The organism is Pseudomonas kermanshahensis, assembly GCF_014269205.2.
Taxonomy (GTDB): Bacteria; Pseudomonadota; Gammaproteobacteria; order Pseudomonadales; family Pseudomonadaceae; genus Aquipseudomonas; species Aquipseudomonas kermanshahensis.
Window position 1 is genome coordinate 3,759,343 of record NZ_JABWRY020000001.1, and the last position, 14,142, is coordinate 3,773,484.

15 protein-coding genes are annotated in these 14,142 nt (G+C 61.7%); 7 read left to right on the plus strand and 8 right to left on the minus strand.

Translation table 11 applies throughout. The features are described 5' to 3' along the window. Positions 1 to 122: 122 nt before the first annotated feature. Together prpB and HU764_RS16925 are read right to left on the minus strand one after the other, a co-directional pair. Positions 123 to 1,013 (minus strand): methylisocitrate lyase, encoded by an 891-nt coding sequence (gene prpB, locus HU764_RS16920; RefSeq protein ID WP_027593921.1) that lies wholly within the window; start codon positions 1,011 to 1,013, stop codon positions 123 to 125. Next, on the minus strand, positions 1,010 to 1,726 hold the full coding sequence (locus tag HU764_RS16925) for a GntR family transcriptional regulator (protein ID WP_027593922.1): 717 nt from the start codon (positions 1,724 to 1,726) through the stop codon (positions 1,010 to 1,012). Before HU764_RS16925 ends, prpB begins: the two co-directional genes overlap by 4 nt. 293 nt (positions 1,727 to 2,019) lie before the next feature. Between HU764_RS16925 and rloA the strand changes: the two genes are divergently transcribed. The 5 genes from rloA (at position 2,020) to HU764_RS16950 (ending at position 7,487) form a co-directional block, all read left to right on the plus strand. Next, positions 2,020 to 2,556, plus strand: a complete 537-nt coding sequence (gene rloA, locus HU764_RS16930; RefSeq protein WP_027593923.1) for a retropepsin-like aspartic peptidase RloA — start codon at positions 2,020 to 2,022, stop codon at positions 2,554 to 2,556. A gap of 5 nt (positions 2,557 to 2,561) precedes the next feature. Continuing rightward, entirely contained in the window at positions 2,562 to 4,097 is a 1,536-nt protein-coding gene (gene rloB / locus HU764_RS16935; protein WP_027593924.1) for an osmotic stress tolerance membrane protein RloB, read from the plus strand. Next, positions 4,097 to 5,077: an alpha-L-glutamate ligase-like protein gene (locus HU764_RS16940; RefSeq protein ID WP_099429926.1), complete on the plus strand. Its 981-nt coding sequence runs from the start codon at positions 4,097 to 4,099 to the stop codon at positions 5,075 to 5,077. Before rloB ends, HU764_RS16940 begins: the two co-directional genes overlap by 1 nt. Before the next feature lie 226 nt (positions 5,078 to 5,303). Next, on the plus strand, positions 5,304 to 6,647 hold the full coding sequence (gene pabB, locus HU764_RS16945; RefSeq protein ID WP_186703374.1) for an aminodeoxychorismate synthase component I: 1,344 nt from the start codon (positions 5,304 to 5,306) through the stop codon (positions 6,645 to 6,647). Positions 6,648 to 6,752: 105 nt separating this feature from the next. After that, complete coding sequence (locus HU764_RS16950; RefSeq protein WP_186678962.1) at positions 6,753 to 7,487, plus strand: phosphoadenylyl-sulfate reductase; 735 nt, start codon at positions 6,753 to 6,755, stop codon at positions 7,485 to 7,487. Between the two features lie 55 nt (positions 7,488 to 7,542). Here HU764_RS16950 and cysB read toward each other — a convergent pair whose 3' ends face one another. The 3 genes from cysB to HU764_RS16965 all read right to left on the minus strand — a co-directional run bounded on the left by cysB (position 7,543) and on the right by HU764_RS16965 (position 10,197). Further along, positions 7,543 to 8,517: an HTH-type transcriptional regulator CysB gene (gene cysB / locus HU764_RS16955; RefSeq protein WP_176507456.1), complete on the minus strand. Its 975-nt coding sequence runs from the start codon at positions 8,515 to 8,517 to the stop codon at positions 7,543 to 7,545. Between the two features lie 129 nt (positions 8,518 to 8,646). Continuing rightward, entirely contained in the window at positions 8,647 to 9,144 is a 498-nt protein-coding gene (locus tag HU764_RS16960) for a universal stress protein (protein WP_186678965.1), read from the minus strand. Positions 9,145 to 9,249: 105 nt separating this feature from the next. Continuing rightward, complete coding sequence (locus tag HU764_RS16965; protein ID WP_186678968.1) at positions 9,250 to 10,197, minus strand: putative 2-dehydropantoate 2-reductase; 948 nt, start codon at positions 10,195 to 10,197, stop codon at positions 9,250 to 9,252. Positions 10,198 to 10,430: 233 nt separating this feature from the next. Between HU764_RS16965 and HU764_RS16970 the strand changes: the two genes are divergently transcribed. After that, positions 10,431 to 11,507, plus strand: coding sequence for a 3-deoxy-7-phosphoheptulonate synthase (locus tag HU764_RS16970; protein ID WP_027593931.1), 1,077 nt, complete (start codon positions 10,431 to 10,433; stop codon positions 11,505 to 11,507). Positions 11,508 to 11,545: 38 nt separating this feature from the next. On the opposite strand, the gene HU764_RS16975 is transcribed toward HU764_RS16970, so the two are convergent. Continuing rightward, the gene (locus HU764_RS16975; protein ID WP_025338432.1) at positions 11,546 to 11,827 is read right to left on the minus strand and encodes a GNAT family N-acetyltransferase; all 282 of its coding nucleotides are present in this window, start codon (positions 11,825 to 11,827) and stop codon (positions 11,546 to 11,548) included. Between the two features lie 505 nt (positions 11,828 to 12,332). Here HU764_RS16975 and oprI point away from each other — a divergent pair. After that, on the plus strand, positions 12,333 to 12,584 hold the full coding sequence (gene oprI, locus HU764_RS16980; RefSeq protein WP_003259780.1) for an outer membrane lipoprotei OprI: 252 nt from the start codon (positions 12,333 to 12,335) through the stop codon (positions 12,582 to 12,584). A gap of 123 nt (positions 12,585 to 12,707) precedes the next feature. Here the strand turns inward: oprI and HU764_RS16985 are convergent, their stop codons facing one another. Both HU764_RS16985 and HU764_RS16990 read right to left on the minus strand, forming a co-directional pair. Then, positions 12,708 to 13,685: a L,D-transpeptidase family protein gene (locus tag HU764_RS16985; RefSeq protein ID WP_085273233.1), complete on the minus strand. Its 978-nt coding sequence runs from the start codon at positions 13,683 to 13,685 to the stop codon at positions 12,708 to 12,710. Between the two features lie 119 nt (positions 13,686 to 13,804). Further along, on the minus strand, positions 13,805 to 14,086 hold the full coding sequence (locus tag HU764_RS16990; RefSeq protein WP_186678979.1) for a hypothetical protein: 282 nt from the start codon (positions 14,084 to 14,086) through the stop codon (positions 13,805 to 13,807). Between the last annotated feature and the right edge of the window lie 56 nt (positions 14,087 to 14,142).

The window sequence follows — 14,142 nt, forward strand, 5'->3', positions numbered from 1 at the left end:
TTGCCTGTACCGGCCTCTTCGCGGGACAAACCCACTCCCACAGGTCCATCACAGCTTTTGAAACTTGTGCTGGACCTGTGGGAGCGGGCTTGTCCCGCGAAAGGGCCAGCACAGGCAGTCACTTATCCTTTCTTCTGGGCAAACAACGCATCGAGGCTCTGCTCGAAGGCGTGGTAACCAATGGCATCGTAGAGCTCCATGCGGGTCTGCATGGTGTCGACCACATTCTTCTGGGTGCCGTCACGACGCAGCGCCGTGTAGACATTCTCGGCCGCCTTGTTCATGGCGCGGAACGCCGACAGCGGGTACAGCACCAGCGACACGTCGACCGACGCCAGCTCTTCGGTGGTGTACAGCGGGGTGGCGCCGAATTCAGTGATGTTGGCCAGGATCGGCGCTTGCACACGGTCAGCGAAGGTTTTGTACATCGAAAGCTCGGTAATGGCCTCCGGGAAGATCATGTCGGCGCCGGCCTCGACGCACGCTGCGGCACGGTCCAACGCAGCATTCAAGCCTTCGACGGCCAGGGCATCGGTGCGCGCCATGATCACGAAGCTGTCATCGGTACGGGCATCGACGGCGGCCTTGATACGGTCGACCATTTCCTGCTGGGTGACGATTTCCTTGTTCGGGCGGTGGCCACAACGCTTGGCGCCAACCTGGTCTTCGATGTGGATCGCCGCTGCGCCGAACTTGCTCATCGAGCGCACGGTACGCGCCACGTTGAACGCCGAGGCACCGAAGCCGGTGTCGACATCCACCAGCAGCGGCACGTCGCAGACGTCGGTGATGCGGCGCACATCGGTGAGCACATCGTCCAGGCCGCTGATACCCAGGTCCGGCAGGCCCAGCGAGCCTGCGGCCACGCCGCCACCGGACAGGTAGATGGCCTTGAAGCCGGCGCGCTTGGCCAGCAGGGCATGGTTGGCGTTGATGGCGCCGACTACCTGCAAGGGATGTTCGGCGGCAACCGCGTCGCGGAAACGTTGGCCGGGCGTGCTCTTCACAGTCATGAATCACCTCGTGGGCTATTGTCGTTGGCGTCCAGGTAGTGACGCTCGATGTTGCGTTTGGACGCGCCGATGTGGCGGCGCATCAGGAGTTCGGCCAGTTCACCGTCACGGTCGGCGATGGCATCGAGAATCCGGTGGTGTTCGGCAAACGCCTGGCGTGGCCGATTGGGCGTGGCGGAGAATTGGATGCGGTACATGCGCACCAGCTGGTACAGCTCGCCACACAGCATCTTGACCAGGGTCTGGTTGCCGCTGCCCTGGATGATCCGGTAGTGGAAGTCGTAGTCACCTTCCTGCTGGTAGTAGCCGACACCCGCCTGGAACGCCGCATCGCGCTCATGGGTGTCGAGCACCCGGCGCAGTTCGTCGATATCGGCCTGGCTCATGCGCTCGGCGGCCAGGCGGCAGGCCATGCCTTCGAGCGATTCGCGGATTTCGTACAGCTCGATCAGCTCGGCATGGTTGAGCGACACCACCCGCGCCCCGACATGCGGCACGCGCACCAGCAGGCGCTGGCCTTCGAGGCGGTGGATGGCCTCGCGCAGCGGCCCGCGGCTGATGCCGTAGGTCCGCGCCAGCTCCGGCTCGGAAATTTTGCTGCCCGGGGCGATGTCGCCCTTGACGATGGCCGCTTGGATGCGCCGAAAGACGTTTTCGGACAAGGTTTCCGTTTCGTCCGCCAACGCTGGGCTGGGAGTGGATAGGTCCAGCATATTGTCGACACCCTGATAATCACATGGCCAGAAATTAGCTAATTCAGCGCGATCAGTCAAAGACAAAATGAACATTGTCGACAATCGTCTAATAACGAACTAACCCTGCCCCGCTGCTGTCAGATCGCGACGCGCTGGCGTCAAGACGTCGGCGTGATAGAATGCCGCGCCTCCGACGGAGTATGGATAGCGTGTCTGTCATCTATTCATGTTGTTGACAGATGAACGAGGAAGCTTGCGCAGTCGTTGCCAGTCGCCTTGCCCCGAACCCTGCACAGTACCGCGCCAGGATTATGAGACTTACACCCGTTTTATTGCTGCTATGCCTCACCCTGCTGCCGGCCATCGGCCAAGCGGCGGGCAAGACCGTGTACGGTCTCAACGAATACGCAAAGCTGGGCGACCTGGACCTGGAAGTGGCCGCCAAGCTCGACACCGGTGCCAAGACCGCCTCGCTCAGCGCCCGCGACATCAAGCGCTTCAAGCGCAACGGCGAGAGCTGGGTGCGTTTCTACCTGGCCATCGATGCCGCCCACTCGCACCCGATCGAACGCCCCCTCGCGCGCGTCAGCAAGATCAAGCGACGGGCAGGCGACTACGATGCCGAATCGGGCAAGGCCTACACCGCGCGCCCGGTCATCGAACTCGAAATCTGCATGGGCCAGGCCCTGCGCACCATCGAAGTCAACCTCACCGACCGCAGCGCGTTCCAGTTCCCGCTGCTGATCGGCTCCGAGGCGCTCAAGCACTTCGACGCGCTGGTCGACCCAAGCCTTAAATACGCGGCCGGCAAACCTGCCTGTGCCACCGACGCTCCTAAAGCAGAGTAATCCCGATGCGCTCTCTTACCCTCCATCTGAAAGTCCTGATCACCGTCCTGGTGCTGCTGGGCGTGGCGGTCACCGCTTATCAGATCTTCTTCCTCGGCATCCCGGTGACCGAAGACGAAACCGACGACCTGTGGAATATCGACGCCAAGGTCGAGTTCGTGGCCAGCACCAAGGACCCGGTCAAGGTGCAGATGTTCGTGCCGCCACTGAACCGCGATTACGTCAGCCTCAACGAGAGCTTCATCTCCAACAACTATGGGGTGAGCGTCAACCGTGCCGACGGCAACCGCAAGGTGACCTGGTCGGCACGCCGCGCCAGCGGCAACCAGACGCTCTACTACCGCCTGGTGCTGACCAAGCGCTACAGCAACGAAAAGACCACCATCAAGGGCCCGACCTTCCGTGACAGCCTGGCAGTCGACGGCCCCGAGAAGATCGCTGCCGAAGCCCTGATGGCGCCTATCCGCCAGCATTCGGCCGACGTCGAAACCTTCGTCAGCGAGACCATCAAGCGGGTCAACAACCTCAACGACGACAACGTCAAGCTGCTGCTGGCCGGCGACACCTCGGCCATGAAGAAGGCCCAGGTCATCGACCTGCTGTTGTCCATCGCCCACGTGCCGATGGAAAAGGTCCACACCATCCGCCTGGTCGCCGACACCCCGCAGACCCCAGAGCTGTGGCTGCGCAGCTTCAACGGCAACGACTGGCTGTACTTCAACCCGGACACCGGCGAGCAGGGCCTGCCCAACGACCGCCTGCTGTGGTGGACCGGTGATGACAACCTGATCACCGTCGATGGCGGCAAGAAAGCCAACGTCACCTTCAGCATGAACAACAGCGAGATGAATGCCATCCGCCTGGCCAAGCTGACCGACGAGAACACCGACGCCGACTTCCTCGAGTACTCGCTGTACGGCCTGCCGCTGCAGACCCAGCAGACCTTCATGATCATGGTGATGATCCCAATCGGCGTGCTGGTGATCCTGGTGCTGCGCAACCTGATCGGCCTGCAGACCCTGGGTACCTTCACCCCGGTCCTGATCGCCCTGGCCTTCCGCGAAACCCAACTGGGCTTCGGGATCGTGTTGTTCACGGTGATCACGGCGCTGGGCCTGTCACTGCGCTCGTACCTCGAACACCTCAAGCTGCAGATGCTGCCACGCCTGTCGGTGGTGCTGACCTTCGTGGTGGTGCTGATCGCCGCCATCAGCCTGTTCAGCCACAAGCTGGGCCTGGAGCGCGGGTTGTCGGTGGCGCTGTTCCCGATGGTGATCCTGACCATGACCATCGAACGCCTGTCGATCACCTGGGAAGAGCGCGGCGGTGGCCATGCCATGAAAGTGGCCATCGGCACCCTGTTCGCAGCGTCCGTCGCGCACCTGCTGATGATGGTGCCGGAGCTGGTGTACTTCGTCTTCACCTTCCCGGCGGTGCTGCTGATTCTGGTGGGCTTCATGCTGGCGATGGGTCGCTACCGCGGCTACCGCCTGACCGAGCTCGTTCGCTTCAAGGCGTTCCTGAAGAAGGCTGATGCCTGATGTTCGGACTGATCAAGACCTGGAAAGCCCTGGAGGCCCGGGGCATCATGGGTATCAACCGGCGCAACGCGGACTATGTCCTGAAGTACAACAAGCGCCACCTGTACCCGATCGTCGACGACAAAATCATCACCAAAGAGCGCGCGCTCGCGGCCGGCATCCATGTGCCGGAAATGTACGGCGTCATCGAGACCGAGAAAGAGATCGAGAAGCTCGACCAGATTATCGGCGGGCGCAGTGACTTCGTCATCAAACCGGCGCAAGGCGCCGGCGGTGACGGCATCCTGGTGATCGCCGACCGCTTCGAGGACCGCTACCGCACGGTGTCGGGCAAGATCATCAGCCACGAGGAAATCGAGCACCAGATCTCGAGCATCCTTACCGGCCTGTACTCGCTGGGTGGCCACCGCGACCGGGCGCTGATCGAGTACCGGGTCACGCCGGACCAGATCTTCAAGAGCATCAGCTACGAAGGCGTGCCGGACATCCGCATCATCGTGCTGATGGGCTACCCGGTCATGGCGATGCTGCGCCTGCCGACCCGCCAGTCCGGCGGCAAGGCCAACCTGCACCAGGGCGCCATCGGCGTGGGTGTCGACCTTGCCACAGGGGTGACCCTGCGCGGCACCTGGCTGAACAACATCATCAGCAAGCACCCGGACACCACCAACGCCGTGGACGGCGTGCAACTGCCGAACTGGGACGGTTTCATGAAGCTTGCGGCTGGCTGCTACGAGCTGTGCGGCCTGGGCTACATCGGTGTGGACATGGTGCTGGACCAGGAAAAGGGCCCACTGATTCTGGAACTCAACGCCCGCCCTGGCCTGAACATCCAGATTGCCAACGACTGCGGGCTGACCCAGCGCACCCACGCCATCGAGGCGCACATCGAGGCGCTGGCCAAGGACGGTGTGACCGAGGATGCCGAACAGCGCGTTCGTGTCTCGCAAGGGCTGTTCGGGCACGTGCATCCGCGCTGAGTCAGTAACGACGCGACGGGGCCCGTTTCGCGAGCCATTCGCGGGGCAAGCCCGCTCCCACAGCTTGAGCGCAACACCGTATTGTGGGAGCGGGCTTGACCCGCGAATGGGCTGCAAAAGCAGCCCTCGGCTTCAACACAACGTTTGAATGTCGTTCCAGCGCTAGGCGCATTTCCTACACAGGTCTACAATCGCCCTCCTCGCTTTTACATCGCCGTCCACACTGATGCCGACCTGTACGCTCCACCCCCTGCCCTACCAGCCTGACCCTGCCGCCTATTTCGCCCGCCTGCGCCAGGCGCCCGGCGCGATTCTGCTCGACAGTGCCCGCCCCGGTGCCGAACGCGGCCGCTTCGACCTGCTCAGCGCCTGGCCCATGCAACACCTGCAAGCCCACGCAGACGAGGACGGCCGCGCCTTCCTGCAACGGCTGCGCGCAGGGCTGGCGCAACTGGGCCACGCCGACTTGCCGGTTGGGGTGGAACTGCCGTTTGCCGGCGGCCTGATCGGCTACCTCAGCTACGACTTCGGCCGGCGCCTGGAAAACCTGCCCAGCCTGGCCGTCGATGATCTCGGCCTGCCCGATGCACAACTTGGCCTTTACCGCTGGGCATTGGTGACCGACCACACGCTGGCAACCAGCCAGCTGGTGTTCCACCCGAGCCTGGCAAGCGCTGAGCGCGAGCGCCTGATTGCCCTGTTCGAAGCCCCCGATTGTGCTGCAACTGGCGATTTCCACCTGCTGGCCAATATGACCGGCGACTTGAAGCCCGAGCACTACCAAGCAGCGTTCGACCAGGTGCAACGCTACATTCAGGCCGGCGATTGCTACCAGATCAACCTGACACAACGCTTCCGCGCACCGTGCCAGGGCGACCCGTGGCGCGCCTATCAGGCGCTGCGCAAAGCGTGCCCGACGCCATTCTCCGGTTACCAGCAACTGGCCGATGGCAGCGCACTGCTGAGCTTCTCGCCGGAGCGGTTCATTTGCGTCAGCCAAGGGCTGGTCGAGACTCGCCCGATCAAGGGTACCCGGCCACGCTCTAGCAACCCCGACCAGGACACCCGCAACGCCGAAGAGCTGCTGCACAGCCCCAAAGACCGCTCGGAAAACCTGATGATCGTCGACCTGCTGCGCAACGACCTGGGCCGTACCTGCCAGATCGGCTCGGTCAAGGTGCCCGAGTTGTTCAGCCTGGAAAGCTACCCCAACGTTCACCACCTGGTCAGCAGCATCACCGGGCAATTGGCCACCGACAAGGACCCACTCGACCTGATCGGCGACAGCTTCCCCGGCGGCTCGATCACCGGGGCGCCGAAGATCCGCGCCATGCAGATCATCGACGAACTGGAGCCCAGCCGCCGTGCACTGTATTGCGGCTCGTTGCTGTACGTGGATGTGCGCGGCGAGATGGACAGCTCCATCGCCATCCGCAGTGTGCTGATCAAGGACGGCCAAGCCAGTTGCTGGGGCGGCGGCGCAGTGGTGGCGGACTCCGACTGGGCGTCGGAATACGAAGAATCGATTGCCAAGGTGCGGGTGCTGATGGAGACCTTACAACAGCTCTGATTCGGCGCCACAAGGCCTTTATGCCAGGCGTCTAACCCAGCATTTTTTTGTTACCATCACCTCATTACGAGCGCACAGCGCCACAGCCAAGATGGAAACCGCCTGATGAGCCAACCCTTCGACGTCGCCGCCCTCGCCGCGACCTATGCCAACAAGTCACCACAAGACATCCTGAAACTCGCCTTCGAGCATTTCGGCGACGACTTGTGGATCTCCTTCAGCGGCGCCGAGGATGTGGTGCTGGTCGACATGGCCTGGAAGCTGAACAAACAGGTCAAGGTCTTCAGCCTCGACACTGGCCGCCTGCACCCGGAGACCTACCGCTTCATCGACCAGGTCCGTGAGCACTATGACTTGCCGATCGAAATCCTCAGCCCGGATCGCAGCAAGCTCGATCCGTTCGTCAAGGAAAAGGGCCTGTTCAGCTTCTATAAGGACGGCCACGGCGAGTGCTGCGGCATCCGCAAGATCGAACCCCTGCGCCGCAAACTGGCCACGGTAAGCGCCTGGGCCACCGGCCAGCGACGCGACCAGAGCCCTGGCACGCGTAGCCAGGTGGCTGCACTGGAGATCGACAGCGCCTTCTCTACCCCCGAGCGCACCCTGTACAAGTTCAACCCACTGGCACAGATGAGCAGCGAAGAAGTGTGGGGCTACATCCGCATGCTCGAGCTGCCCTACAACAGCCTGCACGAGCGCGGCTTCATCAGCATTGGCTGCGAACCGTGCACACGCCCGGTGCTGCCGAACCAGCACGAGCGCGAGGGCCGCTGGTGGTGGGAAGAGTCGACCCAGAAGGAATGCGGCCTGCACGCCGGCAACCTGATCAGCAAGGGCTGATCGACAGGTAAAGAAAAACCGGCCCACTGGGCCGGTTTTTTCATGCTCGAACGGCTTAGTGCACCGGCAGCTCGACACCTTCGAACAGCTCTTCAAGCTCTTGCTTGTTATGGCACTGGATGGCTTTGGCCATCACTTCGCGAGTCAGGTGCGGGGCGAACTTCTCGATGAAGTCGCACATGAAGCCGCGCAGGAAGGTCCCACGGCGGAAGCCGATCTTGGTGATGCTGGCCTCGAACAGTTCGCTGGCATCCAGGGCCACCAGGTCGCTGTCGAGCTTGGTGTCAACGGCCATCTTGGCCACGATGCCCACACCCAGCCCAAGGCGCACGTATGTCTTGATCACGTCGGCGTCGGCGGCGGTGAACACCACTTTCGGCGTCAGGCCGCGATGGTTAAAGGCTTCGTCCAGCTTGGAACGGCCGGTAAAACCGAAGACGTAAGTGACGATCGGGTATTCGGCAACGGCTTCCAGGGTCAGCTTCGGCAGCTTGGCCAGCGGGTGCCCCTGCGGAACCACCACGCAGCGGTTCCACTTGTAGCACGGCATCATGATCAGGTCGCCGAACAACTCCAGCGCCTCGGTGGCGATGGCGAAGTCGACAGTGCCATCAGCGGCCATCTCGGCAATTTGCATCGGCGAGCCCTGGTGCATGTGCAGGGCCACTTCCGGGTACTGCTTGATGAAGCTGCTGATCACCGGCGGCAGCGCGTAGCGGGCCTGGGTGTGGGTGGTGGCGATGGACAGGGTGCCCTTCTTCTCGTTGGAGAATTCCTGGGCGATCTGCTTGATGCTCTCGACCTTGCGCAGGATTTCGCCAGCGGTATTGATGATGCGCTCACCTGCCGGCGTGACGCGGGTCAGGTGCTTGCCGCTGCGGGCAAAGACTTCAACGCCCAGCTCATCTTCGAGCAAACGGATCTGCTTGCTGATACCTGGCTGGGAGGTATACAGGCTCTGCGCCGTCGCGGAGACGTTGAGGTCGTGGTGCGCCACTTCCCAGATGTAGCGCAGTTGTTGAAGCTTCATAGGTTTCCCTCGGTTCAGCGGTGAGTCAGCGGCAGCAGGCAGCGACGATATATAACTATATTAGTGGTTCTGGAAATAAATCTAGAACTATTTTGTTACACGCGCCCCAGTAATAGCCTACAGCCAGCTTCACATTTTCCTACGTCCCAGGTGCTGTGCAAGCGGCACCATATACACCGGCACAGGCGACAACTGCAGCAACCGCACCGCCGTTCGCCCCAGCGGCACATCAACGCCCGCACCAGCACTGTGGCTTCCGAAAATCAGCAAATCGACGCTCAAGCGCTGCGCCTGGTCGAGTATGACCTGCGCAGGGTCACCCTGGCGCACACGCACTGCCTTGATGACCGCAAGGTCCGCCTCCTCGCCCAGTTCATCGCGAAAATTTTCCAGCACGCGCTGTTCGATATTGGCCATGACCGTGTTGACGCCCTGGCTGTGCAACTGGTCGAGCGTCTGCTCATCGAGATAGCTTTGCAGCAGCGACTCGGCGAACTGGCCCATGGGCTCCACGGCGTGAATCACATACAACTCCGCATTGAACGTGCGCGCCAATGCCAGGGCGTGCTGCATGACAAAAGGGGCGTAGACACCGAGGTCGGTGGCGTACAGCATGGAGCGGATCATTCGACCTCCTCGACTGCCGCTGCGGCAGAGCAAGCTTCAGCTTAGCAGCGCGCCGCACGCACGCTTTGCCGTCCGGCGTGCTGCTGGCGCGGGCCGCGGGAGGCGTCAGATGGGGCGTGTATCGCGGCTGATGAATGACAGCGCCTGGTACAGCATCTCCATGCGCGGCAAGCTGCAGCCCGCCGCCCGCGCGCGCGCCAGCGGCTCGCCATAAATGGCCTGAAGCTCCAGCGGGCGCTGCTGGGCATGGTCGTGGTACATGCTTGGCCAGTAGTCGGGCATCCGTTCGGTGACCTGGAACAGATGCTCGGCATACCCCTCGGGCAGCTCATGGCCACACGCTGCAGCGCCTTGCACCACCTCGTCCATCAACGCCTGGATCAGCGCCCGGCTATGCGGGTCGGCCATCAGCGGCGTGGTGCTGGCGCCGAGCAACACCGAAAGCCCGTTATACGGCACGTTCCACACCAGCTTCTGCCAACGGGCCTGGCTCAGGTTGTCCATGGCCTGCGAATCGATACCCGCCGTCTGGAACAGCCCTGCCCCCTCCTTGACCAGCGCAGCACCACCCTCGCTTGCCGGCCCACTGTGATAGCCCAGGTTGACCGCACCCAGCGCCTGATGGCGGATCACACCCGGGGCCTGGCGATTGACGCAAATGAAGCACAGGCCGCCGAGCAGGTGCATGTCGTCGCGCAATGCCGGGCGCAGTTGCTCCTCCACACCCAGGCCATTCTGCAGCAGCACCACGCGTGCGTCAGGTGCAGCGGCCTGCACGATCAGCGGCGCCAGCTGGTGATTGCTGGTGGCCTTGGCGCCCACCAGCAGCCAGTCGCATTGCGGCATGTCGGCAACATTGGCATACGCCTGAACCTGCATCTGCAACGGGCCATGCACGGCACTTTCAAGCACCAGCCCCTGGTCGCGCACCACCTCGTATTCGCTGCGCAGCAGGAAGTGCACGTCGAAACCGGCCCGCGCCAGCATCAACCCATAAAAGCCGCCAATGGCACCACTGCCGATGATCCCAATACGTGGTTTGCGCGGATGCATGCCGATCTCCAGGTAAATGTCAGTGCGCTTTTTTACACCCGTTCCGGCCCGCTGGGCATCCCAATCGCACAACAGCGCCGCCAGCACGGGAAAATCCCTGCCCTGACGGGCCAAAGCCCATTGTCGCGCCACCTGTAACGCGCTAAGGTTCGGCTCCCCGCTGCGAACATTCTTGCTGCTGGGCCGCACGGGGATTGCTGGCGGCCGGCACCCGTGACCTGACGAGTAACACGATGGCTGATTTACCGATCGACGACTTAAACGTTGCCTCCAACGAGACCCTGATCACGCCCGATCAGCTCAAGAAGGAAATCCCCCTCAGCGCCACGGCCCTGCAGACCGTGACTGCCGGCCGCCAAGTGGTGCGCGATATTCTCGACGGCAAGGACCATCGCCTGTTCGTCGTGGTCGGCCCCTGCTCCATCCACGACATCAAGGCTGCCCACGAGTACGCCGAACGCCTGAAGGTATTGGCTGCGGAAGTGTCCGACACCCTCTATCTGGTCATGCGCGTGTACTTCGAGAAGCCGCGCACCACCGTAGGCTGGAAAGGCCTGATCAACGATCCGTACCTGGATGACTCGTTCAAGATCCAGGACGGCCTGCACATCGGCCGCCAACTGCTGCTGGACCTGGCTGAAATGGGCCTGCCGACCGCTACCGAAGCGCTCGACCCGATCTCCCCGCAGTACCTGCAGGACCTGATCAGTTGGTCGGCCATCGGCGCCCGCACCACCGAATCCCAGACCCACCGCGAAATGGCCTCGGGCCTGTCTTCGGCGGTCGGCTTCAAGAACGGCACCGATGGCGGCCTGACCGTTGCGATCAACGCCCTGCAGTCAGTGTCCAAACCGCACCGCTTCCTTGGTATTAACCAGGAAGGCGGCGTCTCGATCGTCACCACCAAGGGCAACCCTTACGGTCACGTGGTACTGCGCGGCGGCAATGGCAAGCCCAATTATGACTCGGTCAGCGTCGCCTTGTGCGAACAGGACCTGGCCAAGGCCAAGATCAAGGCCAACATCATGGTCGACTGCAGCCACGCCAACTCCAACAAGGACCCGGCCCTGCAGCCACTGGTGATGGAAAACGTCGCCAACCAAATCCTCGAAGGTAACCAGTCGATCATCGGCCTGATGGTTGAGAGCCACCTGAACTGGGGCTGCCAGTCGATTCCGAAAGACCTGAACGAACTGCAATACGGTGTTTCGGTGACCGACGCCTGTATTGACTGGGCTGCGACTGAGAAGACCTTGCGCAGCATGCACGCCAAGCTCAAGGATGTACTGCCGCAGCGCCAGCGCGGCTGACAAAAAAAGGGCCGCTAAGCGGCCCTTTTTTTATAGGTTCAGACTTTGCTCGAGTGACGCTGCTGGCGTTCCATGTAGCGTTCTACATAAGAGCACGACGGAATCACCGTGTACCCCATCTGCTCGGCATACTCCAGGGCCCGCTCGGTCAGCGCTGCGGCAATGCCACGCCCGCGCAGGGCGTTAGGCACGAAGGTGCGATAGATGTCCAGCGTCTGCTTGCCCAGATCCATGTACGTCAGATAGGCACGATGACCGTCCACGTTGGTCTCGAACTGATGACCGGCCTGGTCATGGTGGATGGTCAGCGCTTCGCTCATCACTACTCCTCGCAGGTCTTCTCGGCAGACCCATACCTTAACCGATGGTGGTTTATCCGGCACAGAATCCTCTACGCCACCTGTTGCCCCTTGGACCACAGGACGATTGCAATCGTTCTACCCTCGGGCATTCACAAGATAGTAGGCGCGGCAAGCAGGATTGCTCAAGGTGGCAATGGTTAAAAACGGCAAAAAACGTCGCTAATGGACTCTTCCCGTTACGCCAACAGCAGCCGGATGTTGTAGGGCTTAAGACGCTGAACGACAGACAAAGTCACCGTTAGTTCAACAAAAAAGTTCCCGTAGTACAGACGGTTGCGGCCCCTGTACGTTTTTTTCACAAACGCGTCGCAAATCTTGTCGGCGTGACCTGGAGCAACATTTTTTTTGCAGTTCTTGCGCTCTGTCAGTTTACTTACTACAAGTAATGGGTACTATGTACGCCGGCCAGTTTCTCTTTTCCGAGAGATGGCTCTTTAATAGAAAGTCCTTGAAGGGGAACACGATGAACAACGTTCTGAAATTCTCTGCTCTGGCTCTGGCCGCAGTTCTGGCTACCGGTTGCAGCAGCGTATCCAAAGAAACCGAAGCTCGTCTGACTGCGACTGAAGACGCAGCAGCTCGCGCTCAAGCTCGTGCAGACGAAGCCTACCGTAAGGCTGACGACGCACTGGCAGCCGCTCAGAAGGCTCAGCAAACCGCTGACGAAGCCAATGAGCGCGCTCTGCGTATGCTGGACAAAGCCAGCCGCAAGTAATAGTCCTCACGGATTGTTATGAAGCCGACCCACTTGTGGGTCGGCTTTTTTATTGCCCCGCAACACGCAGTGCACAAACGAAAAGGCCTGCACTAAGGCAGGCCCTGGGCAGCTCGCGAACGCTTACTGCAGTTCAGGCGGGATGCTCGAAACCATCGGCGCCGTACCCTGATTATCGACCGGCACGGCAATTTCGACGGGCATGCCATCTTCAGCGGCGACCACGTCACGCACCATGTCCCAGTTCATGCGCAGGTTGTTCGCCAGGTCTTCACGCTTGAGCAATGCATTGATAACCGCAGTGTGCTTATCCACCACCGACGGATTACCTTGATCGTCCAACGGCGTGTGTGCTTCGAGGTAGACCTTGCCAGCACTGATACCGAACTTGTAAGGCTCGTTGATGATGCGCACTGGTGTACCTACCGGCACCATCTTCGACAGCTCGACTACGTTGTTGTTGAGCATGCGGAAGCAACCGTGGCTGGTGCGCATGCCGATGCCAAACTTCTTGTTCGAACCATGAATCAGGTAACCCGGTACACCCAGGGTGAACTTGAACGGGCCCAGCGGATTGTCCGGCCCGGCAGGCACCACGGTCGGCAGGATGTCGCCGTCGGCGGCGTGCTCGGCGCGAATCGAAGCGGGCGGGGTCCAGGTCGGGTTCGGGGTCTTGGCGGTGATCTTGGTGTTGGCGATCGGCGACCCCCAACCTTCACGACCAATGCCCAGCGGGAAGGTGTACACCACGCTCTGCCCTTTCGGGTAGTAGTACAGACGGTACTCGGCCAGGTTGATGACGACGCCTTCGCGCGGCCCCGGCGGCAGCACATAGCGGGTCGGCAGGATAATTTCGGTACCGGCACCCGGCAACCAAGGGTCGACGCCCGGGTTGGCGGCGATCATTTCCAGGTAGCCAAGGTCGTTGGCAGTGCCGATGTCGGCGAAGGTGTCTTCGTACTTTGCCTTGATCACCTGCACCTGGCCGACAATGTCTTCACCGGGGGGTGGCAATGGCAGCTCCAGCGCAGCAGCGGGGCCCGCTACCAGCAGGGCGGCCAGGGACAGGCTACGGGTGACGGCAGGAAAGCGCGGCAACATCCGGTAAATCCTTCGAAAGGTGGGTCAAGAGAATCGATTGTACACCTGCACCGATGCAAGCGGGAGGCATTGGCGTCACGCAAGCGTTTCAGATGATGAAAGGTGTGTCAGGTTTGGCATCAAAGCTGCGGCCACACCGGGCGCATGCCGCGCCGCTGGGCGTCGAGAATGGCGCGGCAGAGTGCGCACAGGCGGTCATCGCGGTAGATCGACCGTTGCACGCCGGACCAGCGCGGCTGCGCGGGCAGCAAACTGCCGCACAAGGTACGGTCGACCGGCACGCCCAGCTCAAGCTGGCGGGCCGCCAAGTGGACGCGGATTTCCTGGCAGGCAAACAGGTCGAGCTGTTCGTCAGGCTCGATCAGTTGGTAGGCATAAAGGGACCAGGCAGGGCGCGGCATCGGGGGCTCTCGAAACGGGGGGCGCAACCTTAGCCGAAAGCCGGCCCCGTTTAAAG

What these genes read in the sequence shown, in the direction of transcription:
- prpB (WP_027593921.1), bottom strand. Translation starts at nt 1,013, where the DNA reads ATGACTGTGAAGAGCACGCCCGGCCAACGTTTCCGCGACGCGGTTGCC.
- HU764_RS16925 (WP_027593922.1), bottom strand. Translation starts at nt 1,726, where the DNA reads ATGCTGGACCTATCCACTCCCAGCCCAGCGTTGGCGGACGAAACGGAA.
- rloA (WP_027593923.1), top strand. Translation starts at nt 2,020, where the DNA reads ATGAGACTTACACCCGTTTTATTGCTGCTATGCCTCACCCTGCTGCCG.
- rloB (WP_027593924.1), top strand. Translation starts at nt 2,562, where the DNA reads ATGCGCTCTCTTACCCTCCATCTGAAAGTCCTGATCACCGTCCTGGTG.
- HU764_RS16940 (WP_099429926.1), top strand. Translation starts at nt 4,097, where the DNA reads ATGTTCGGACTGATCAAGACCTGGAAAGCCCTGGAGGCCCGGGGCATC.
- pabB (WP_186703374.1), top strand. Translation starts at nt 5,304, where the DNA reads ATGCCGACCTGTACGCTCCACCCCCTGCCCTACCAGCCTGACCCTGCC.
- HU764_RS16950 (WP_186678962.1), top strand. Translation starts at nt 6,753, where the DNA reads ATGAGCCAACCCTTCGACGTCGCCGCCCTCGCCGCGACCTATGCCAAC.
- cysB (WP_176507456.1), bottom strand. Translation starts at nt 8,517, where the DNA reads ATGAAGCTTCAACAACTGCGCTACATCTGGGAAGTGGCGCACCACGAC.
- HU764_RS16960 (WP_186678965.1), bottom strand. Translation starts at nt 9,144, where the DNA reads ATGATCCGCTCCATGCTGTACGCCACCGACCTCGGTGTCTACGCCCCT.
- HU764_RS16965 (WP_186678968.1), bottom strand. Translation starts at nt 10,197, where the DNA reads ATGCATCCGCGCAAACCACGTATTGGGATCATCGGCAGTGGTGCCATT.
- HU764_RS16970 (WP_027593931.1), top strand. Translation starts at nt 10,431, where the DNA reads ATGGCTGATTTACCGATCGACGACTTAAACGTTGCCTCCAACGAGACC.
- HU764_RS16975 (WP_025338432.1), bottom strand. Translation starts at nt 11,827, where the DNA reads ATGAGCGAAGCGCTGACCATCCACCATGACCAGGCCGGTCATCAGTTC.
- oprI (WP_003259780.1), top strand. Translation starts at nt 12,333, where the DNA reads ATGAACAACGTTCTGAAATTCTCTGCTCTGGCTCTGGCCGCAGTTCTG.
- HU764_RS16985 (WP_085273233.1), bottom strand. Translation starts at nt 13,685, where the DNA reads ATGTTGCCGCGCTTTCCTGCCGTCACCCGTAGCCTGTCCCTGGCCGCC.
- HU764_RS16990 (WP_186678979.1), bottom strand. Translation starts at nt 14,086, where the DNA reads ATGCCGCGCCCTGCCTGGTCCCTTTATGCCTACCAACTGATCGAGCCT.